At 43.3% G+C, this 19,692-nt stretch carries 21 protein-coding genes, 3 tRNA genes and 2 rRNA genes; 23 read left to right on the top strand and 3 right to left on the bottom strand.

Going from position 1 to position 19,692, the window contains the following annotated elements; translation table 11 throughout:
• From MH144_RS00005 to MH144_RS00065, 13 genes are all read left to right on the top strand, one after another.
• Positions 1 to 111, top strand: a 23S ribosomal RNA gene (locus tag MH144_RS00005); the annotation flags it as partial.
• Between the two features lie 74 nt (positions 112 to 185).
• Positions 186 to 302: ribosomal RNA gene (rrf, locus tag MH144_RS00010) — 5S ribosomal RNA — on the top strand.
• A gap of 35 nt (positions 303 to 337) precedes the next feature.
• A tRNA-Met gene (locus MH144_RS00015) sits at positions 338 to 414 on the top strand.
• Positions 415 to 420: 6 nt separating this feature from the next.
• A tRNA-Thr gene (locus MH144_RS00020) sits at positions 421 to 496 on the top strand.
• 11 nt (positions 497 to 507) lie between these two features.
• Positions 508 to 588, top strand: a tRNA-Leu gene (locus MH144_RS00025).
• Positions 589 to 817: 229 nt separating this feature from the next.
• Positions 818 to 1,600, top strand: a complete 783-nt coding sequence (locus tag MH144_RS00030; protein ID WP_239296007.1) for a cupin domain-containing protein — start codon at positions 818 to 820, stop codon at positions 1,598 to 1,600.
• Between the two features lie 89 nt (positions 1,601 to 1,689).
• Positions 1,690 to 2,136, top strand: a complete 447-nt coding sequence (locus MH144_RS00035; RefSeq protein WP_239296009.1) for a carboxymuconolactone decarboxylase family protein — start codon at positions 1,690 to 1,692, stop codon at positions 2,134 to 2,136.
• 36 nt (positions 2,137 to 2,172) lie between these two features.
• Complete coding sequence (locus MH144_RS00040; protein WP_239296011.1) at positions 2,173 to 3,102, top strand: sigma-70 family RNA polymerase sigma factor; 930 nt, start codon at positions 2,173 to 2,175, stop codon at positions 3,100 to 3,102.
• A gap of 266 nt (positions 3,103 to 3,368) precedes the next feature.
• Positions 3,369 to 4,052 (top strand): DUF1361 domain-containing protein, encoded by a 684-nt coding sequence (locus MH144_RS00045; RefSeq protein WP_239296013.1) that lies wholly within the window; start codon positions 3,369 to 3,371, stop codon positions 4,050 to 4,052.
• Between the two features lie 231 nt (positions 4,053 to 4,283).
• Entirely contained in the window at positions 4,284 to 4,727 is a 444-nt protein-coding gene (locus MH144_RS00050) for a hypothetical protein (RefSeq protein WP_239296015.1), read from the top strand.
• Between the two features lie 38 nt (positions 4,728 to 4,765).
• Entirely contained in the window at positions 4,766 to 5,248 is a 483-nt protein-coding gene (locus MH144_RS00055; RefSeq protein ID WP_239296017.1) for a hypothetical protein, read from the top strand.
• 47 nt (positions 5,249 to 5,295) lie between these two features.
• Positions 5,296 to 5,850, top strand: coding sequence for a CPCC family cysteine-rich protein (locus tag MH144_RS30925; RefSeq protein WP_239296019.1), 555 nt, complete (start codon positions 5,296 to 5,298; stop codon positions 5,848 to 5,850).
• 46 nt (positions 5,851 to 5,896) lie between these two features.
• The gene (locus MH144_RS00065; protein WP_239296029.1) at positions 5,897 to 6,925 is read left to right on the top strand and encodes a serine hydrolase domain-containing protein; all 1,029 of its coding nucleotides are present in this window, start codon (positions 5,897 to 5,899) and stop codon (positions 6,923 to 6,925) included.
• Positions 6,926 to 7,024: 99 nt separating this feature from the next.
• On the opposite strand, the gene MH144_RS00070 is transcribed toward MH144_RS00065, so the two are convergent.
• Positions 7,025 to 8,047, bottom strand: a complete 1,023-nt coding sequence (locus MH144_RS00070; RefSeq protein WP_239296031.1) for a serine hydrolase domain-containing protein — start codon at positions 8,045 to 8,047, stop codon at positions 7,025 to 7,027.
• A gap of 184 nt (positions 8,048 to 8,231) precedes the next feature.
• On the opposite strand from MH144_RS00070, the gene MH144_RS00075 reads away from it, so the two are divergent.
• The 5 genes from MH144_RS00075 (at position 8,232) to MH144_RS00095 (ending at position 12,347) form a co-directional block, all read left to right on the top strand.
• Positions 8,232 to 9,299, top strand: a complete 1,068-nt coding sequence (locus tag MH144_RS00075) for an ankyrin repeat domain-containing protein (RefSeq protein ID WP_481857305.1) — start codon at positions 8,232 to 8,234, stop codon at positions 9,297 to 9,299.
• Positions 9,300 to 9,604: 305 nt separating this feature from the next.
• Positions 9,605 to 10,909: an SPFH domain-containing protein gene (locus MH144_RS00080; protein ID WP_239296033.1), complete on the top strand. Its 1,305-nt coding sequence runs from the start codon at positions 9,605 to 9,607 to the stop codon at positions 10,907 to 10,909.
• Entirely contained in the window at positions 10,909 to 11,652 is a 744-nt protein-coding gene (locus tag MH144_RS00085; protein WP_239296035.1) for a hypothetical protein, read from the top strand. The genes MH144_RS00080 and MH144_RS00085 overlap by 1 nt, the downstream gene beginning before the upstream one ends.
• A 19-nt stretch (positions 11,653 to 11,671) precedes the next feature.
• A complete protein-coding gene (locus MH144_RS00090) occupies positions 11,672 to 12,067 on the top strand; it encodes a hypothetical protein (protein WP_239296037.1) in 396 nt (131 codons plus the stop codon).
• Positions 12,068 to 12,176: 109 nt separating this feature from the next.
• Positions 12,177 to 12,347, top strand: a complete 171-nt coding sequence (locus MH144_RS00095; RefSeq protein WP_239296039.1) for a hypothetical protein — start codon at positions 12,177 to 12,179, stop codon at positions 12,345 to 12,347.
• 170 nt (positions 12,348 to 12,517) lie between these two features.
• Here MH144_RS00095 and MH144_RS00100 read toward each other — a convergent pair whose 3' ends face one another.
• Complete coding sequence (locus MH144_RS00100; protein ID WP_239296041.1) at positions 12,518 to 13,237, bottom strand: hypothetical protein; 720 nt, start codon at positions 13,235 to 13,237, stop codon at positions 12,518 to 12,520.
• Between the two features lie 182 nt (positions 13,238 to 13,419).
• Between MH144_RS00100 and MH144_RS00105 the strand changes: the two genes are divergently transcribed.
• Together MH144_RS00105 and MH144_RS00110 are read left to right on the top strand one after the other, a co-directional pair.
• Positions 13,420 to 13,992, top strand: a complete 573-nt coding sequence (locus MH144_RS00105; protein WP_095286384.1) for a cupin domain-containing protein — start codon at positions 13,420 to 13,422, stop codon at positions 13,990 to 13,992.
• 151 nt (positions 13,993 to 14,143) lie between these two features.
• Positions 14,144 to 14,824: a hypothetical protein gene (locus MH144_RS00110; RefSeq protein WP_239296043.1), complete on the top strand. Its 681-nt coding sequence runs from the start codon at positions 14,144 to 14,146 to the stop codon at positions 14,822 to 14,824.
• Positions 14,825 to 14,959: 135 nt separating this feature from the next.
• Here the strand turns inward: MH144_RS00110 and MH144_RS00115 are convergent, their stop codons facing one another.
• A complete protein-coding gene (locus tag MH144_RS00115; RefSeq protein ID WP_095286386.1) occupies positions 14,960 to 15,844 on the bottom strand; it encodes a LysR family transcriptional regulator in 885 nt (294 codons plus the stop codon).
• A 112-nt stretch (positions 15,845 to 15,956) separates the two neighbouring features.
• Between MH144_RS00115 and zwf the strand changes: the two genes are divergently transcribed.
• The 3 genes from zwf to gndA all read left to right on the top strand — a co-directional run bounded on the left by zwf (position 15,957) and on the right by gndA (position 19,670).
• Positions 15,957 to 17,480: a glucose-6-phosphate dehydrogenase gene (zwf, locus tag MH144_RS00120; RefSeq protein ID WP_239296045.1), complete on the top strand. Its 1,524-nt coding sequence runs from the start codon at positions 15,957 to 15,959 to the stop codon at positions 17,478 to 17,480.
• Between the two features lie 32 nt (positions 17,481 to 17,512).
• On the top strand, positions 17,513 to 18,178 hold the full coding sequence (gene fsa / locus MH144_RS00125; RefSeq protein WP_095357317.1) for a fructose-6-phosphate aldolase: 666 nt from the start codon (positions 17,513 to 17,515) through the stop codon (positions 18,176 to 18,178).
• A 73-nt stretch (positions 18,179 to 18,251) separates the two neighbouring features.
• Positions 18,252 to 19,670, top strand: coding sequence for an NADP-dependent phosphogluconate dehydrogenase (gene gndA, locus MH144_RS00130; protein ID WP_239296047.1), 1,419 nt, complete (start codon positions 18,252 to 18,254; stop codon positions 19,668 to 19,670).
• Positions 19,671 to 19,692 lie beyond the last annotated feature (22 nt).

Below are 19,692 nucleotides of genomic sequence, written 5' to 3' on the forward strand. Positions count from 1 at the left end.
AGATTTCCCAGTATGTAAGACCCCTTGAAGACGACGAGGTAGATAGGCTGGGGGTGGAAGTGCAGTAATGCATGGAGCTGACCAGTACTAATCGGTCGAGGGCTTATCCAAATTGCAGGTTGTAAGTCGCACGTTTCGTTTCGGATCTAGTTTTCAGAGAATAATCTCTGAGTGTAGCAGCATCGTTTGGTGGCGATAGCGGAGGGGTTCCACACGTACCCATCCCGAACACGACCGTTAAGCCCTCTAGCGCCGATGGTACTTGGACCGAAGGGTCCTGGGAGAGTAGGACGTTGCCAAGCGAAACCCTTTTGGGTGTTTTATAACTACATAATGTGGCGGCGTAGCTCAGCTGGCTAGAGCGTACGGTTCATACCCGTGAGGTCGGGGGTTCGATCCCCTCTGCCGCTACCAAAAAACGCCGGTGTAGCTCAACTGGTAGAGCAACTGACTTGTAATCAGTAGGTTGGGGGTTCAAGTCCTCTCGCCGGCACCATAATTTAATATGCGCGTGTGGCGGAATTGGCAGACGCACTAGACTTAGGATCTAGCGTCTTTGACGTGGGGGTTCAAGTCCCTCCACGCGCATCTCTGAATTGTCAGACAGGATTAAGAGAGTAAAGGACTAAGTACCTTTTTCACTCTTGATCCTGTCTTTTTATAATTAGAACTCTTGAGCCATTTCAAGGGTTTTTTCATGTTTTTATTTGCCCTGAAATGGGCTCCTGCAGAAATGGGCTCACGCATAAATGCCCAGGGCATAAGCTGGCGTTATAGGTTTTTACCTAAACCATGAGCGAAGGGCAGGCGTTAACTTTTGGCAACTTCTTATATGGATTATACGTTACCAACCACGCAGTTCACGTATGATGTGAACCAGAATCAATTGTTCAAAAAGGATGAAAATAACTACATCAATTCACTATCCATTAAACAATTAAATACATTGGGGAATGCGTCCCTGCTGGATATTTATTTGAGCACTGGTAACGTCGTTGAACCTCATATACATCAAAATGCAACAGAGCTGGTCTATTGCATCAGTGGTTCTGCTGTCGTTTCCCTGATCAATCCCTTTACCAACGAATTGTTAAACTTCCCCATTAACCCTGGCCAGGTAGCGAATGTTCCCCAAGGCTGGTGGCATTATGAAGTTGCGACAGTTGATCAGACTCACCTGCTGGCCATTTTCGATGCTCCGGTCCCAGAAGCGATATTTGGTTCAGACATTCTGCGTCTGACGCCTGCAAGTGTGCTGGCCCATACGTATTGTCTGGATGAGAACAAGGTTAAAGAGACTTTAGCTCCTATTCAAAAGACGGTATTCATTGGACCGCCTGCAGATTGTGCAACTCAAGTGTCACCAGCTGCTAATAACATGCCTAAACCGAACAGCCAGCCGAATGTGCAACCAAATGTCCAACCAAACATTCAGCCTTATGTACAGATGCAATACGCGCCAAGTCCGGAATATATTTACCCTGATCCAATGAATCCAACGTATGGGCAAAATCCAAATGCTGCTTATGTACCATCAGAGTCAGATTATATGCCGTACACTGTACAGCGTCCTATTATTGGTAACGGTTGGAGATACTAATTATCCCCCATAATTTTTTGAAATGAATGTCACAGATTCATCTGTTCATTTGTCTTCAGTATGTACACTATAATACGGAGGCGAATGATATGAGTTTGAGAATGAATTACAGAGCAGCGAATACGGGGGCTTTCAAGGCATTAATGGCCATGGAACAGTTTGTATCGGGTCAATTTGAAGATAAAGTTTTATATGAATTGTTAAAAATCAGAGTATCACAAATCAACGGCTGTGCTTTCTGTCTTGATATGCATGCCAAAGATCTGATGAAGCTTGGTGATTACGCAGATCATATCTTACTGCTTAGCGTTTGGCGCGAAGCTCCTTTATTTACGGAAAAAGAACGTGTTATGCTTGAACTGGCTGAAGCTGTGACCCGAATTTCTGAACAAGGGGTTCCATTGGAATTATACAATAAGGTCCGGAAATACTTTAGTGAAGCTGAACTGGTAGATCTGGTTATGGCGATCAATACCATTAACAACTGGAACCGAATTGCAATCACGACAGGCATGTATCCCGGCTGCTTTAATTAAACATTTCCAATAACCACTGCCAGAGGAGGCCTCCATATGAATCCTAATAAACTCACCACTGAACCGGAAGAGTCTTCTCTGGAAGTTGGTGAACTGTATCTCCGTTATAAAGCGTATGCTTTCTCCATTGCTTATCGAATGCTTGGGAGTGTAGTGGAGGCCGAGGATGTCGTACAGGACTGCTTTGCAGGGCTGCAAAGCAAATCTGACGAGGTTATCCGTAATCCCAAATCCTACATTGCCAAACTTGTAGTAAATCGGAGCCTGAATCTACTGAATTCAGCGCGCAATCAAAGAGAACATTATGTTGGTGAGTGGCTTCCTGAACCGATAGGCGATGCAGTGGATCTGCCTGAGCAAACCTATGAGCAGAAAGAAATGATCTCCTATGCCTATCTGGTACTGCTGGAACGTCTGACACCCGTGGAGCGGGCTGTATTTGTACTTCGTGAAGCCTTTCAATATGAGTACAGGGAGATTGCCGATTGGCTTGGCAAAACGGAGAGCAATTGTCGTCAGATTTTTAGTCGCGCCAGACGCAACCTGCCGGATCACCTTCCGGATAAAGACCAGACCACAGTAGATTATGCTACTAAAGAAAAATTGCTCGCGCGTTTTACTACTGCCTTTCTTGCTTATGACGTGACGGCCATGCTCGATCTGCTCTCTGAACAACCTGTATTTACTGCTGACGGTGGTGGGCGGGTACATACGGTGATGAGAACAATGAAGGTTCACAAGGGTGTCCTAGCTCTTCTGACTTCACGGCGTGTGCTTACCCGATTAAGGGAACGGGAGTGGGTGCCAACCATCATCAATGGAGAGGTTCAGGTTGCGCTTTTGAACAATGGTAAGGTAAGCGAGGTCATATGTCTACAACCCGACTTATCGGGACAACGAATTGACGGGGTCTATTTGGTCGTTAACCCAGATAAACTCAAGACAATTGCAGCAAGAAGTCATTGAACCAGAATGCAGAAATCCAACAATAATGATAATGAAAAAAGCGGCATGCTCCTGCAATAGGGACAGCCGCTTTTTCTGTTATACAAGATCAGATTCAAAAACAGATATAATGCTCTTACACGTGTTTCGTAGTGAAATCCGAATAGGTGTGAATTTGATTCTGGTTATGAGCGTGGTATGATTCTAATGTGGTGTTTGATGCCATTTCTAGGACGAGGATGGAAGCGATTATACGAAATTTCCGAAAATAAGTGGGGGAAGCTCTATTGAGACAGCTGAATTATTTTAAAGTTTTTATTTTCCTAAGCGTAGTTACTGTGGTGACAGTAGGACTGTACTTTGCAGCTGCTGATTGGCTGAATCAACGATATTACCGGTTTCTCATCTGGAATCTGTTTTTGGCCTGGATTCCTTTTGTCTTCTCTTTTATATCATATGGCTTCAGTACATCGAAGTGGAGAGCTGCTTCATGGCTTGCGGTGGCAAGTGGGCTCTTATGGTTATTGTTTTTCCCAAATGCGTCTTATATCGTAACGGATCTTGTTCATCTGACGGCGCGAAGCTCACGTTATTATGCTGGTAACGGTCTGGATTATAAGTACTGGTATGATCTGATTGTTTTGCTGATGTTTGTTTGGACAGGTCTGCTGCTTGGTTTTTTGTCCATGTATCAGCTTCAAGAAGTTATTTATCGGAAAATAGGAAATGTGGCATCGTGGGTCTTTGTAGTGGCGGGCTGTGCGTTGGGAAGTTACGGTGTATTGCTCGGAAGGGTCTACCGCCTTAATAGCTGGGATGCACTAACTAATCGTGATACGCTGTTTAACTTAATGATAGAAAGTATCAGTCGTCCATCGCTCGCGTTTTGCCTGTTTTTTGGCGTATTTATCCTTACGATCTATGTGACGCTGTATTATCTCGTTAATGCAAAATCAACAAATAAAAAGTGATGATTAACTGCCCGGGCTTTCGTCAGATGTCAAGAGAAAAGAATATACTCTGATTAATGTCGCTAATTTAGCGGCTTTTTTATTTTATCGGAAACATTCACCCAGAGAGCAGGATATTTTAGTGATAAAGAACAAACAAATCCATAAGAAATAGCGTTTATTAAATGATATCGTTTCTTAATAAAGCTATACTTGGGGAGTATGGGTTATTAAACTAAATGAGGTGAATATATGAAAAAGTTATTGTTAAATAACTTGTTTGTTTATTTGGGATTATTACTAATAATGGTCTTGGTCTTTATATTTGGGCTAAAATATCAACAATATTTACAGTTAGAAGCTCGCACGACGTATCAACCTCAAGCAAGTATTGTTTTTTCTGTTTTATTTCCAATGTTCTTTGGTGTATTACTTGGTTTGCTAAGATTATTTGATTTACTGCGAAAGCCTGGAGAATGGAAAATAAATTGGATTAAGCTCTGTATATTCGGCATACCTTCACTCTATGTCTCTTTATTTCCGCTGTTGTATTGGTCTGGTCTACCTATTTCTTATTATGATTTTCCCTTAGGTTATCTATTGATCACTTCTGGAACAACTCCTCATACCATTAGTGGCCTTATATTCGGTTTTTTATTATTTTACATCATCGAAAAAAAGATCATAGAAAGATAGAATTGGGAATATCTAAGTGGTGAGGAAAAGAGGAGAGCATGAAAAAAACAGACTGGTTTAAAATAATCTTAATATTCTCACTGCTCGGGAATTTGGCGTTTTTTCAAAATCATGAACGCGCAGGCAGGAAACAAGAAATTAAAAATGAATTATTGAATTCTTCCATTTACAGAGATCTAGCTCAACTAGAAGAGACGATTCAGTATCAAATCGAACATAATTGGCAAAATGAAACCCTTGTTACAGAGAAACTTGATGATGCCATTGATTCAATTCTCTTAAATCATGGATTGGAAGAAGACAATAATAAAGTTGATATGTTCTGGGAATTGTTCGAGTACTTGGATCAGTTCAAGTATAGTGAAGAACTTTTTGATGTGAGCTTAAACGATGAGCAACATGCTAATTTCATTTATTTAGGCGAGAAACTCCGTTCTAACGGGTGGAGCTTCGAAAAGGGGTTTGATTTAAAGTGGGATGTATTTGAGTCAAAAGTAAAGGGGCTTATAGCGGAATCATAATAGGATAGAGATAAGCTATAGAGTAAAGGTCTATATGGGGTGATATGGTGTTAAGGAAAGAAGCTATAAAGATAATCATAGAAAATGATATTACTAAACTTACTAGGGATGAACGTGAGGTTATGCTATGGAATTCTTGGGGAATCGATGAACATGACCCTGAGTTTCATCATTTTTCAAAAGAGTTGCAGGATGAACTATTAAGTTCAGGTGCACCAACAAATGATGTAATGGACATCCGTTATAATGAATTGTTAGTTAAGGTTACAGAAGGAAGTTTCTACGGAATGCCTAACGAATATTTATCTAAACTCGTCTCAGAAATCGTAGGAAGCCATATTGAGGTTGAAGGCTACGTAGAGAAATTATTACCCTGTCCCTGTTGTAATTACGAAACCTTGGAACAACGAGGGGAATATGATATCTGTCCAGTTTGCTTCTGGGAGGACGATGGTAACAATGTTCCAAGCAGGTATAGTGGACCCAACCATATGACCTTGTCAGAAGGTAGGAGTAATTACGAAAAGTATGGAGCTTGCTCTGAAAGAGGAGCTGAATTTGTAACTGCTAACCGATATGAAATTTATAACAAGGCTGATTAAGAAGGGATATTTTTTTGAAAAAACCAAGTCAGTAGGTGAATAATAAATGACGAATATAACGGATGTAGCACGTAAAGTGGAAGAAGTAATGAATTCTAATGATTTTTCAGGAGTAGTTTTGTTAAAACAAAACGGACAGACACTCTTGAATTTGAGCCGGGGATACGCGAATCGCAGCGATGAGCTTCTCAACCAGATCGATACCCGGTTTGGAATTGCTTCAGGGTGCAAAATCTTCACGGCAGTGAGCATATGTCAACTAATTGAACAGGGCAGGCTGTCATATGACACGAGGCTTGCAGAGGCATTAAATATTGATTTTCCTCTGTGGCATAAGGAGATTACCGTTCAACAACTTTTAACGCACACCTCAGGTATACCGGATTACTTTGACGAAGAGGTCATGGAGGATTTCGCTGAATTGTGGAAGGTGCTGCCCGTCTATTCCATGCGGAATGGGAGCGACTTTTTGCCGATGTTCCGGCATCTGCCGATGAAGTCAACTCCGGGTGGACGTTTCCACTATAATAATGCGGCATTTATCGTGTTAGGCTTAATTGTGGAAGAACAATCGGGACAAGCTTTCACGGATTATGTACAGGAACACATTTTTAAACGTTGCGGAATGACGAATTCCGGTTATTTTTTGACCGATCAGCTTCCACGAAACACAGCAATCGGATATATCGACATTGAGGATGGAACCTGGAACACCAACATATTCTCAATCCCAGTCAAGGGCGGGGCCGATGGTGGGGCATTTACAACAGCACCTGATATGATTCGTTTCTGGGATGGACTGTTAAAATATCAATTATTGAGTGAATCAACAACCCAACATTTGATTACACCTCATGTACATGAAGAAGGCGAGACTTACTATGGACAGGGTGTTTGGGTTGATCAAAAAGGTGAAGGGATTTTCAAAGTACATGTCATGGGATTTGATCCTGGCGTGTCGTTTATGTCTTCGGTATATCCGGAATATTCTACTCAACTAGTCGTACTTTCCAATAAGGAGTCAGGTCCATATCCTATAACACTTGCCATTGAAGAGACACTTTTTGAGTTGTAATAAAGTAAAATCAATGTACGCCAATAACCCCAACCGATCGGAGGGTATCCGGTCATGGTTGGGATTAAAATGTGTCTCACATAAACCGATAGATGCGGTCTACAATAGGCTAAGTAACTGTGGTGCGATCAATCTAGGGAAAACATCCAATGGAGGTTTTTCCTTTTTTCGTTTGTCGTTCGTCAGAACCGTAACAAGCTCCAGCTGAGGAACAATGTATACAAACTGACCGCCAAATCCACGAGCGTAATAATAGTCAAGTACAGCTTCGTTTCGGTCAGAGCTGTTAACGGAGGTGGACTCTGACACGGACGATGGTTTAGGTTCTCCACTAAAATCAGATGGTTCATCACTCTTGCAAGTATCGACCCACCAGTGCCAGCCGTAGCTTCCACGATTCGGTGGTGTTACAGCAATGAATGCTTCTGTAGAACGAGTAACCAGTTCACTTGACATCAAGCGCTCACCATGCCACTTGCCTTTCTGCAAAAAGAGCTGACCGAATTTCAGCAAATCATCGGGCAGCATCTTTAACCCGAAGCCTCCAGTATGCACACCCTGAGGATCACACTCCCACTGATACTCCGTAATCCCCAATGGACCAAACAAATATCGTTCTGCGAATCCAGCTACACTCATTCCAGTATGTTGCATAAGGATGGCCGCAAGGATTTGGGAGACTCCCGAATTGTATTCCATATGGGTTCCTGGTGTATGACTAAGACGTTGCTCCAAAGCAAAGTTTACCCAATGCTCCGTGCGTGTCATACGTGGAAACGAATTCTGTCCGCCAAACTCATCCCAGTTGAAACCGGCTGTCATGGTGAGCAGCTGCTCCAGGGTGATTTGCGGTTTCTGGGGGTCAGGATCTGAAGCCAGCGCCGGAAAAAAGGCAGAGAGTGGAGTAGATGCATCTGGCAGCCATCCATGATCCATAGCGATACAAATAAGTGCAGACAGCACGCTTTTGGTGCAAGAATTGACTTTGGCGATCTGACTTGCTGCGTCCTGATTGCGATAATGCTTGTATATGTTCTCACCTTGCATGCTAACGAGACAGCTTCGCAGATCCAATGGCGGAATCTGTTGTTGAAATATGGATTGTACGGATGAAGGATTCATAGTGTTCCTTTCTGAGGTTGTTTATAAAATAGGTGTTCATAATATTAGCATAGGAAAGTGCAGAGCTCAAATGTGGTAAAGGAGATAAGATCAGTTTAGGCAAAAAATATAGATTGAAGTTATAATAGAGTAGATCATTAAAAGTAGTTTTTTTATTAATATTAACCATTGGGAGGGTACACCTTTGTTCAAAATTGGAAGTCAAGGAACGTTTGAAACGCTGCCTGATTTCGCCATGGCGATCTATAAGGGAGATACTGCTGCTGTAGAAGAATCGATTAGCGAGGGTGTGGATTTGGAAGAATCGATCGCCCTCAGTAAATACATAGCTTTGACACCGCTAGAGCTTGCTTTGATCACCAATCAAAAGAAGATCGTAGAGTTATTCGTAGAGAACGGCGTCAATCTCAATATGAAAGGTAAGCCGGCTATTCTTACCGCAGCCCGATACGGAGGGGAAGAGGTCATCCGGTATCTGCATCAGAAGGGTGCGAAGTTGACTGGTTTAAACAAGGTGAAATCGAGTGCGTACGATGAAGCCTATTACGGCAACAAAAAGAATATAGCTGTGCTGAACGAGCTTGGACTGGATATTCGAAAATATGGTGGGAAAACATTGCGGACAGCAGTGTCTGACCATGATATGAAAACGATACAGTACTTGCTGGATGAAGGGGTAGACATTAACTATAATGAACCGGATATGGTGTACCCTTATAGAGCAACCCCGCTTACTGTCGCGGCTCGCAACAACAATATGAAGATGGTTCAATTTCTCGTGGAACAGGGTGCAGATGTGACCATTCAGGAAAAAGACGGGGAACGGGCATACACGATTGCGGTTAGTCAAAAAAATGACGAGATGGCTGATTACCTAAAGGCTCGAGAACCGAAGGAGTTCCATGATTTAAGCAACAAATTGCATGCGTTAAAGCCTTACAAGCTGCCAAAGGAACTTGTTCATTTTCTTAACGAAGGGCCACGGCGGGTGGAATTGCCGGATAACGAATCAGGTATTAAATATATAGACTTCTTTAGTCTACTAGACACTGTGGAGATGAAGATGGGAAGACAGAAACTGCTTCGTTTATCCGCCGATTTAGATCAATACTCCCATATTCATCTGGTCTGGAATCCCAGTAAAAAGCTCATTGGTTACGTTGATTTAGAACATCAGGAATATGCAAACCTCGGAACGTTTGATGCATTTATGGGAGAACCTGTACCATTTATCGAAGTGATTTTAAACTAGCAGACAATATGTATACTTTTCATAAAGGAATGACAATATTACATTTAAGCGTCTTTTGCATTCTACATGCCAAAAGGCGTTTTTTTTGCCTGGAGCAGATATAATTTTATTAGGAAAAATAACACGGGAAAAATGAACTATTTTGATGCGAAAAGAGGTTAGAAATGGTAAAATAGCAATGCTTAAACAAGAATTCCGTAGAATAATATATAGTCATTTAACTAGTTTGTTTAATAAATGAGATTTTAGAATCATAGTCTGATTGAGCTTTTGTAGTAATCATATACTGAAGTGAGGAATTGAACATGGCAATTATTGATGTAATTAAGTATGATGGTTCACCCGATGTTTTTGCCTGGAAGCATCCAGAGAATGAACTGGGAACATGGACCCAACTGATCGTGAATCAGTCACAACAAGCCATTCTTTTCAAGGATGGAAGGGCGCTAGATTTATTCGGTCCGGGGCGCCATACGTTGAGTACTGCCAATATCCCGATTTTAAACCGGATTGTTAACCTACCGTTCGGTGGGAAGTCACCTTTTGCAGCAGAAGTATGGTACATAAATCAAGTAAGCGCTCTGGATGTCAAATGGGGAACAGCGAATCCAATTCAGATTCAAGATCCCAAATATAACATTATCGTTCCTGTAAGGACCTTTGGACAGATGGGAATCAAGATTGCTGATTCACGCAAATTTCTGGTGAAGTTGGTAGGAACCTTGCCTGAATTTAACCAAATCAATTTGGTCAATTATTTCCGCGGGTTAATCATTATGAATATTAACTCCATGTTGTCTTCCTATTTAGTACATAGAAAAGTTAGTGTCTTGGAAATCAACGCCTATATCGCAGAAATATCCCGGCATTTTGCAGATACAATAGCTTCCACATTTGAAGAATTCGGCATCGAATTAATCAATCTGTATATTCATAATATCAATCTGCCTGAAGAGGATCCTTCGGTCATCCGGTTGAGGGAAGCATTGGCACGCAAAGCCGAGATGGATATTATCGGGTACACCTATCAGCAGGAACGTTCTTTCGACACGCTTGAAGGGGCAGCCAAAAATGAAGGAAGCATGCAGTCCGACATTATGGGTGCAGGGCTTGGTATGGGTATGGGGGTTGGTCTCGGAGGTTCTTTCAGCAGTGAAATGTCCCAAATGTCACGGGTAATGTCTACTACTGAAACGCCATCCATGCATATGTGCGAGCACTGCCACCATCCGAATCAGGAACAAGCCTCTTTTTGCAGTAAATGCGGTAAGTCTTTGAAAAAGGAAGCAGCATCAACGGAATGTAATAATTGTGGACATTCATTACAGAAGGGGACCAAATTCTGTCCTAATTGCGGTGACAAATATCATGCATGCCCTTCGTGCGGAGCAGATAATTCGGAGACCGCTGTAGAATGTATTCAATGTCATCAGCCCATGCCAAGTCCCTGCCCAAAATGTAGTCACATGAATTCTGGAAACACCAAATTTTGCGGCAATTGCGGTACCAGTCTGGCATTAAAATGCAGTCAATGTCAGCATGAGGTAAAACCGGGTCAGAAGTTCTGTCTGGATTGCGGACATAATCTGCAAGAGGGGGGACAGGTCTAGTGACTACGAAACAAAGTAATTTCCTGATTCTAAATGCAATCTATCTGATCTGTATCGTGGTAACCTCTGTCGTTTCATTCACGATATTTAATAATTCGGTTGGGTCGGTTGCATTTTGGATCAATCTGGTCGCTTCCTACGCCGCGATTACAGCTATCTGGATATATGTACGTTATATCATGAGGAATTTGGAACAGGTTAAGCGGTTTGTGCCTGGTTATACAGCATTGGGTGTAGTTGCAGTCATGTACCTTCTTTGCGTAGTCTTTTACTCTCTATTCACAAGCATAGCTCATCTTTCACTTCGCTTATTCACGTTAGCACATATCGTAACATTGGCGCTGGCATTGGTTCTGTGCGGCATTATTATGATTTATATACGAAATATGCAACGTCAGGAAGCAGGCGGGCAAACGAAAATGGTAACCCTGAAGCTAATCGAAAAAGCTCTTCAACAATTACATCATACGCTTGGAAATCCATCAACAGCAACCGTAGTTGAGCAGAGGAACGACGTGAAATCTCTCATCGAGCTCGTTAGATACAGTGATCCCATTACTCCAGATTCACTTACATATAACGATCACCAAATTTTGCTGGATATTGAATTAATGAATAGTGAACTTGCCAATCAGCATGCTTCCGGTGAAGGGGTTAACAGCGAGCGTCTTGCTGGGCAATTATCACAATTAAAACACCGGTTAACTGAACGAAATCAACAAATAATCGCTAGCAAATCATGAGTTTTCAGGAGGAAAAGCTATGAAGAAATTTTTTGGGATCATCTTAATTTTGATTTCATCGCTAACTATTCTTTTCTCGCTGTTTCTAGTATCAGAAGGCACGGATGTTGCCATCATTAGTACCATTATATTCTTTGTACCTGGTGTTATAGTGCTTGTAACGGGGATTAAAATGTGTAGTAAACCGAAATTTCACCCTCATGCTTATGGGGCTGATCCTTACCATAACGACTCCAATTATGAAGAGTATTACGAGGAAGAATATGATGAAGAGTATGAACAATATGAAGATGAGTTTGAGAAACCCCAGGAGGCTGTTTCGGTTAATTGCCCCGGATGTGGAGCTAAAGCAAAAGTATATCCAAATATGTCGACAGAATGTGAATATTGTGGAACGACAGTTCGAATATCCTGAACCTAGATATTCGATAACGATATGATTTAGTTCAAGTTACAATAGCAACACGGTTAGCTACACGAGTAATAACAGCTACACAAGCCACAACACCTATAATTTTAGCAACATGGATTTATCAAATATAGGAAATGATGGAGAAGCAGATAAAAAAGAAAAAGATGAAGAACCACAGGGACCAGTATCGGTGAATTGTCCAGGATGCGGGGCGAAAGCGAAAGTCTATCCTAAACAATCAACAGATTGTGAGTATTGTGGAACAACGCTGCGGGTATCTTGATCTGGCTTGACTGAAGTATAATTCAAGTCTCTAGGATAAAGTTTGCGTGCGCAAACCTAAAATAAAATATTATAGGCTTTCAAAAACGCCTCAGACCTCATTTTCATTCAGGTCGGGGGCGTTATTTATATTCAAGCCTGGGCTACAAGAGTGCTAGAAAAGCAGTCTTATCAGGGTACCCCTTGATCATGAACGATTCCGACAAGGGAGTGGTCCTGACCAATCTTTTCAAATACCAGACGCAGTGTGTGCCAATCTCTTTCGTCGGCATCTGAGCCGCCTTTAACATGGAATTCAACAAAATCATGATTGGCTTCAGGATATATTACGTGTATATTGCCGGGGTGAGCATTTTGGCCAAGAAGTACATTCACGGCGTTTTCGCCATCATGAATAAAGTCCTTGTTATACACATATTTAAGATGATAATCCGCATAGGTCATTTTGATTTTGTCCTCATCATAATCAGGTGCGATTCGCCATACGTATCTGGTGGGATCTTTCAGTAGATTGCTAATCTCGTCTGGTGTGAACACCAGATCATTTACTGGGTCAATGTTGGCAAAAGGGGAGAAGCGGACTCCATCCGCTGAAGCCCATGAAGCTACAGCCTCCATGTCTTTTTCTTGAAGAGCTTTAATAATGCTTGTGGATGCTTCGGTAACGGTCAGTGGCTGACCCTCCAAGGGGTCGCTTGACTTTTTGTTAGTTCGGGCTCCTTCTAATCCTGCTTCCTCCGCTGGATAGCTTCCCATCTGGATATTCTGTTGTTTCTGTATGGTCTCTGGGGTTTGAATCTCTGAACGCTTCTCAGGAGCTGAACTATAGGCTGCCAGAGCTAAAGTGACAATGATCCCTAGTGCGAGATATGTGACTGTATTCCACTTCAAATGATAACCCCACCTTTCCGTCCTTACTTGTTCTTACCCGCATATACGTCATGACTCACAAAAAAATACAGACAGACCAAGGAAGGACGTCATGCACAACTCCGTTTATAGCTGCATTATCTCTGTGCTCTGCGCATACATTACAATAATGAGATGTTCGCCCATAAGGAGGAAAAATTAGCATGATCAATCCGATTTTGCAAATCCCGAATATTCAGCTTGCGGGTGATTCCACTGCTGTACTGAATTATCAACGCGATCCGCGAAATTATGTTACGCAATTATTTGGAGAACAACTGCCAACCATTCAAAATGGCTTCTTCAATATACACATGAGCAAGGGGATTATAGTTCAGCCTCACTGGCATACCAACACGACAGAAATGATTGTTCTGATTAGTGGGGAGATTACAACTTCCGTGTTTGATCCCTTTGCCCGGAGGCGAATTAACTATCATTTGAAACCCGGCCAAGTCTCCATTTTCCCCAAAGGATGGTTCCACTGGTTTGTGGCAGATACGGACGATGTTCACTTGCTAACTATCTTCGATCAGCCGACGCCTGATATTGTGCTGGGAGCAGACTTCCTGGCTGCAACACCTCCTGAAGTAGCGCATAGAGCCTACTGCATTGACGAAGAAGCCTATGCCCAAGCGGTTGCATCCATACAAAATGATGCGATCTTGGGACCGCCAATCGGCTGTGTGGAGTCCGTTTCGGACCAAGTGAACCCAGCATCCAAAACCAAAGGATGACTTTAGTTTCATTTCAGCTCATGGCGAAGCCTGTGACCAGTACACGCGTCTGGTTGCGGGCTTTTGTTTTGCACAAATATACACAAGCAAGTTTCTTGGTTAATATAGATTTAACATGATTCATATATACGATTAAAGGAGGGGAGCATCCATGACAATGACGGATATGGCATTGCTAGAAACAGCAATGAGTTATGCGCCCATTTTGATGTTTGATCAGAACGAACCGTTTTATCCGGATCTGGTTGGTATTTCACTGTTAGAGAAACCTGGTCCTTCACCTTCATTTAGGCGGGAGATCCTTTTCCCGGTTGAGGCCGTACAATTTGTGATTGAGTATGCGATATGGTGGGATTATGAGATTGGGCACCTGTATGAAATGGAACATGTATGGATCTATGTAGGTCATGATGGAGAGGTAGTGGATTGTGAAGCCAGTTTTCACGGTAAAGTGCTGCGCGGGATGCTGAAGGATCGGGTAAATATGGTTGATCGTCACGTCTGCCTCTATTCGCAGCCAGGTAAGCACGCGTTCTCCCCGCTGCCTGTCGTGTTTGAGCTGCTGCCCGATTTGTATTCCGCTGCAGGTATCCAAGCCGGATGTGACGGCCTATTGGTAAACGACTTGTTCAAAAATGATTATGAGACTAATGAAATAATTAATGCCCGGGTACGGAAATATCTCCAGACAAAAGCCTTTGTGCCCGCAATGCAGTTCGAGGAGTATATACTTGGACCGGAAAAGTTTATGATATGGGACAAGTTATTTGAGACTATTCCACAGCGAATCAAGAGCCGTCTACTGGAACTGGAGCAAATGTACGGAGTGTAAAGAGAATGAAGCAGCGAAAAGTTTTTCACGAGTAAAAGTAGGTTTTTTAATTAGAGCAATATCAAGTCGTCAATAAACAAGTGCTTCTTGTTCCTAACCAGGAGTAGAAGCACTTGTTTGTGTTAAGGGAGTTATTTAACTTTTAAAAATAAGGTCCATAAATCGATTGGCTGCCAGGGAAATAGGCATATTCCGTTTGGTCATAATCCCCACATGTGAAGGGGGAAGAGGGACATCGAGCTGAATTTCAAACAGTGAACCTTCTTCCAGCTCCTTGGAGATAAACTCACGGGTTACATAGGAAATACCCAATCCCCGCCGTGCGAATTCAATGAGCAGATCCACGCTCCCGACCTCAATTTCAGGCTTCAGTGTGTAACCGTAGCTATTAAACAATTCCGTAATGGCCATCCGAACCCGGCTGTTCCGCGAGAAGAGAATAAGCTGGTGTTCAAGCAGCATATCCAGTGTCATGACTTTGTCCTTCAACTGGGCATAACGTTCGCCTGCGACGAAGCAATCCTTGAGCTGAATGCTTTCGCGGACCTCCAGCTGCGGATCAACAATCGGCATCCGTACAACACCGAGATCAATTTTGCCCTCTTTCAGAAAGGTAATGACTTCAGGCGTTGTCCCATGACTTAGATGCAGCTTAATGTTGGGATAGAGAGTATGGAATTCTTCCAGGTAGGCAAGCATGTAATGCTTGAACAAGGAGTCACTGCCGCCGATTCGAAGCTCTCCACTGTCGAGACTTTTCAATGCAGCCATTTTCTCTTCCGCAAGTGAGATTAGGATCTGGGATTGCTCAATATAGGAGTATAGGCTAACGCCTTCCTGAGTCAATGCCACTCCTTTGGAATTTCGATAAAACAACGTAAGGCCGAAACTCTCTTCCAGCTGCTTGATGGCATGGCTGACGCTGGGTTGGGTGATATAGAGTGCCTTGGCGGCTTGAGTCAAACTTCCGGTTTTGGCAGCCCAGTAAAAGACTTTATATAACTCATAATTTGTTGTCATAGATATTATCTATAGCTCCTGTGAAATATATTAATTACTTGTATGGCTATAAAACGTATTATAGTGTAACTACAGCAAAGAAACCAGAGTTACTTGGAAGGAGAACGGTGATATGGAACCAACGAGCATTATTTTATTTGGTGCTACTGGCGATTTAGCCAAAAGAAAAATATATCCTGCCTTATACAATTTATATATTGAGCAGAAACTTCCTGAAACCTTCTCACTGATTGGCCTGGGCCGTAGAGAATGGTCTGATGAATTTTTTCAGGCACAAGTTGAAAAGTCACTGAATGAATTCTCTAGACGCCAAGCGGATCCAGAACGTGTGAAGTCGTTCGTGCAGGCTTTTCGATACAATGTATTGAATATTAGCCATAAGGAAGATTATATACAGCTGTTAAAATTGGTTGAACAGAGAGAAGCAGAGCTGGGCATTCCGTCCAATCGCCTGTTCTATCTGTCTGTCGGACCAGAATTCTTCGAACCGATCGCAGAAAATATTCAAAGCAGCGGACTTGGATCCACCGATGGCTGGAAGCGCCTCGTGATTGAGAAACCGTTCGGTCATGATCTGCAATCGGCCCGTGATCTTAACCGCAAACTGAGTGAGGCGTTCACGGAAGAAGAGATCTATCGGATCGACCATTATCTTGGCAAACCGATGGTACAGCGTTTGGAAACCTTGCATCAGAGCAATCCGATCATGAAAGCATTATGGAACAACCGGTACATCTCCAACGTGCAAATCACAGCCAACGAGACTGTTGGTGTGGAGGAGCGTGCTTCCTATTATGATCATGTAGGAGCTGTGCGGGATATGTTCCAGAATCACATGCTGCAATTGCTCATGATGATGGCTATCCAGCTTCCATACAACAGCACGACCGAAAAGGTTGGACTGAAGAAAAAGCATATTATGGAATCGATCGAGCCGCTGCAGAAACAAAATGTGGGTGCCAACGTGATTCGTGGACAATATGCTGAAGGATCCATCCAAGGCAAAGCGGTGAGCGCGTATGCTGCCGAGCCGGGCGTTGCCGAAAATACAATGAACGATACATTTATTGCTGCGAAATTGCAGATTGATGACTTCTTCTGGCGCGGGGTTCCGTTCTATATCCGCACAGGTAAACGAATGAAGGAGAAATCAACACGTATCGTCATCGAATTCAAGGAACCGTCTGGTCAGTCAAATGCAGTGAAGAGCAATGGCTCCAAGCCGAATCTGCTTGTCATTGAAATGAGTCCTGATCAAAGCATGACGCTACAGCTCAATGCGAGTGACCCTCAGAACAAAGGGGAGTTCAAGCCGGTTCACATTGATTTGGCACCTGATCGGGGAGATCTTGCCGAAGCTTATGAGAACCTGATCCGTGATGCCCTTCAAGGGGATCCAACGTTCTTCGCTCATTGGGATGAAGTTGAATTGTCTTGGGCTTGGGTTCAACCGATCTTGGAGGCATTTGAGGAGAATCTGCTGCCACTTCATCTCTACCCTGCAGGTAGCTATGGTCCTGTGGAATCAGACGAGATGCTTGCTGTCGAAGGTCATCACTGGTGGTTTGATGAGCCGTCAGAACAATCTGCTGAAGATGTACTGGCTGCACCACTAGCTGTCAATTCAAACTTGTAATTCAAAACACAAATTAACTGGAGGGTTTTAACATGAAATTTTTCATCGATACAGCAAACTTGGAAGACATCAAAAAAGCATACAAAATCGGCGTCCTGTCTGGTGTAACAACTAACCCATCACTGGTAGCCAAAGAAGGCATTAAATTTGAAGATCGCATTGAGGAAATCTTGCGTGAAGTACCTGAAGTTGAATCCGTATCTGCAGAAGTAACACCGGATGCCCTTACAGCTGAAGAAATGATCGCTCAAGCGAACGAATTGATCAAAATCAACAATAACGACAAAAACATTACAATCAAGCTGCCTATGACACTTGCAGGGCTTGAAGCATGCCGTTACCTGACCAAAAAAGGCGTGAAAACGAACGTAACGTTGATCTTCACTGTGAATCAGGCCCTTTTGGCTGCACGTGCAGGTGCTACGTATGTATCTCCATTCCTCGGTCGTCTGGATGATATTTCGGAAGATGGCGTTCAATTGGTTGCCAAAGTAGCTGAATTGTTCCGTACACATAACCTGGATGCTCAAATTATCGCGGCTTCCGTAAGACATCCAGACCACGTTACACGTGTAGCGATGGCTGGAGCACATATTGCTACGGTTCCATTCTCTGTAATTGAACAAATTTCCAAACACCCACTGACAGATCAAGGCATGGATAAATTCGCAGCTGACTGGAAAAAAACAGTTCAATAAGGGTAACTTCCCGAATAGCGAATTCAATCAAACTAAACGTTTCTTATAAAACAAGGAGCATGGGGAGGACATAATGAGTAAACAACAGATTGGTGTTATTGGACTTGCAGTAATGGGCAAAAACTTGGCCCTTAATATTGAAAGTAAAGGATTTTCCGTATCGGTGTTCAACCGTTCCCCGGAGAAAACGAATGATCTTCTGAAAGAAGCTGAGGGTAAAAACCTGACTGGCGCGTTCTCCATTGAAGAGTTCGTGGCATCCCTGGAATCCCCACGCAAAATTCTGATCATGGTTCAAGCCGGTAAAGCGACTGATGCGACGATTGAACAATTGCTGCCTCATCTGGATGAGGGCGACATCATTATTGATGGAGGTAACGCCTACTTCCCTGACACGCAACGTCGCAGCAAAGAACTGGAAGAGAAAGGTTTCCGTTTCATTGGCGCTGGTGTATCCGGCGGTGAAGAAGGCGCATTGAAAGGCCCGGCAATCATGCCAGGTGGTCAAGAAAGTGCCTACGAACTGGTTGAACCGATTCTGACAGCGATCTCTGCTAAAGTTGGCGATGATGCCTGCTGCACGTACATCGGACCGGATGGTGCCGGACACTTCGTCAAAATGGTGCACAACGGTATTGAATACGGAGATATGCAGTTGATTGGTGAAGCGTATCACCTGCTCAAATCCGTACTGAATGTTTCCGTTGAGGAACTGCACGAAATCTTCACAGAGTGGAACCAAGGCGAATTGGACAGCTATCTGATCGAGATTACGGCGGATATCTTCTCCAAATACGATCCGGAAACCGGCAAACCAATGGTTGACGTTATTCTGGACGCGGCTGGACAAAAAGGAACAGGCAAATGGACAAGCCAAAGCGCGCTGGATCTCGGCGTACCATTGTCCATGATTACAGAATCCGTATTCTCCCGTTTCCTGTCCGCGATGAAGGACGAGCGTGTAGCTGCGAGCAAAATCCTGAACGGACCGAAGGCTGAAGCATTCTCCGGCGATAAAAAAGCGTTCATCGAGAGTGTACGCAAAGCATTGTTCGCAAGTAAAATCGTGTCCTACGCACAAGGCTTTGCCCAAATGCGTGCGGCTTCTGACGAGTATGGTTGGGATCTGAAATACGGTAACATCGCCATGATCTTCCGCGGCGGCTGCATTATCCGTTCGCAGTTCCTGCAAAACATCAAAGAAGCATATGACAAAGATGCAGAACTCAAAAACCTGCTTCTGGATCCATATTTCCAAAACATCGTGGAATCCTACCAGGATGCTTGGCGTGAAGTTGTAGCAGCTGCTGTAAAACAAGGTATTCCGGTACCTGGCTTCTCCAGCGCGCTTTCCTACTACGACAGCTACCGTACAGAGCGTTTGCCTGCAAACCTGCTGCAAGCGCAGCGTGACTACTTCGGTGCTCACACATTCAAACGTGTGGACAAAGAAGGTTCATTCCACTTTCAATGGATGGATACAAACGAGTAAGATATGTTGATTCAATGTACTG

The sequence above is a fragment of the Paenibacillus sp. ACRRY genome (assembly GCF_022346995.1).
GTDB lineage: Bacteria > Bacillota > Bacilli > Paenibacillales > Paenibacillaceae > Paenibacillus.

Excerpts from the sequence above, each read along its gene's own strand:
- MH144_RS00035 (WP_239296009.1), top strand. The coding sequence starts at position 1,690 with ATGAGTTTGAGAATGAATTACAGAGCAGCGAATACGGGGGCTTTCAAG.
- MH144_RS00040 (WP_239296011.1), top strand. The coding sequence starts at position 2,173 with ATGAATCCTAATAAACTCACCACTGAACCGGAAGAGTCTTCTCTGGAA.
- MH144_RS00050 (WP_239296015.1), top strand. The coding sequence starts at position 4,284 with ATGAAAAAGTTATTGTTAAATAACTTGTTTGTTTATTTGGGATTATTA.
- MH144_RS00055 (WP_239296017.1), top strand. The coding sequence starts at position 4,766 with ATGAAAAAAACAGACTGGTTTAAAATAATCTTAATATTCTCACTGCTC.
- MH144_RS00065 (WP_239296029.1), top strand. The coding sequence starts at position 5,897 with ATGACGAATATAACGGATGTAGCACGTAAAGTGGAAGAAGTAATGAAT.
- MH144_RS00070 (WP_239296031.1), bottom strand. The coding sequence starts at position 8,047 with ATGAATCCTTCATCCGTACAATCCATATTTCAACAACAGATTCCGCCA.
- MH144_RS00080 (WP_239296033.1), top strand. The coding sequence starts at position 9,605 with ATGGCAATTATTGATGTAATTAAGTATGATGGTTCACCCGATGTTTTT.
- MH144_RS00090 (WP_239296037.1), top strand. The coding sequence starts at position 11,672 with ATGAAGAAATTTTTTGGGATCATCTTAATTTTGATTTCATCGCTAACT.
- MH144_RS00095 (WP_239296039.1), top strand. The coding sequence starts at position 12,177 with ATGGATTTATCAAATATAGGAAATGATGGAGAAGCAGATAAAAAAGAA.
- MH144_RS00105 (WP_095286384.1), top strand. The coding sequence starts at position 13,420 with ATGATCAATCCGATTTTGCAAATCCCGAATATTCAGCTTGCGGGTGAT.
- MH144_RS00110 (WP_239296043.1), top strand. The coding sequence starts at position 14,144 with ATGACAATGACGGATATGGCATTGCTAGAAACAGCAATGAGTTATGCG.
- MH144_RS00115 (WP_095286386.1), bottom strand. The coding sequence starts at position 15,844 with ATGACAACAAATTATGAGTTATATAAAGTCTTTTACTGGGCTGCCAAA.
- zwf (WP_239296045.1), top strand. The coding sequence starts at position 15,957 with ATGGAACCAACGAGCATTATTTTATTTGGTGCTACTGGCGATTTAGCC.
- fsa (WP_095357317.1), top strand. The coding sequence starts at position 17,513 with ATGAAATTTTTCATCGATACAGCAAACTTGGAAGACATCAAAAAAGCA.
- gndA (WP_239296047.1), top strand. The coding sequence starts at position 18,252 with ATGAGTAAACAACAGATTGGTGTTATTGGACTTGCAGTAATGGGCAAA.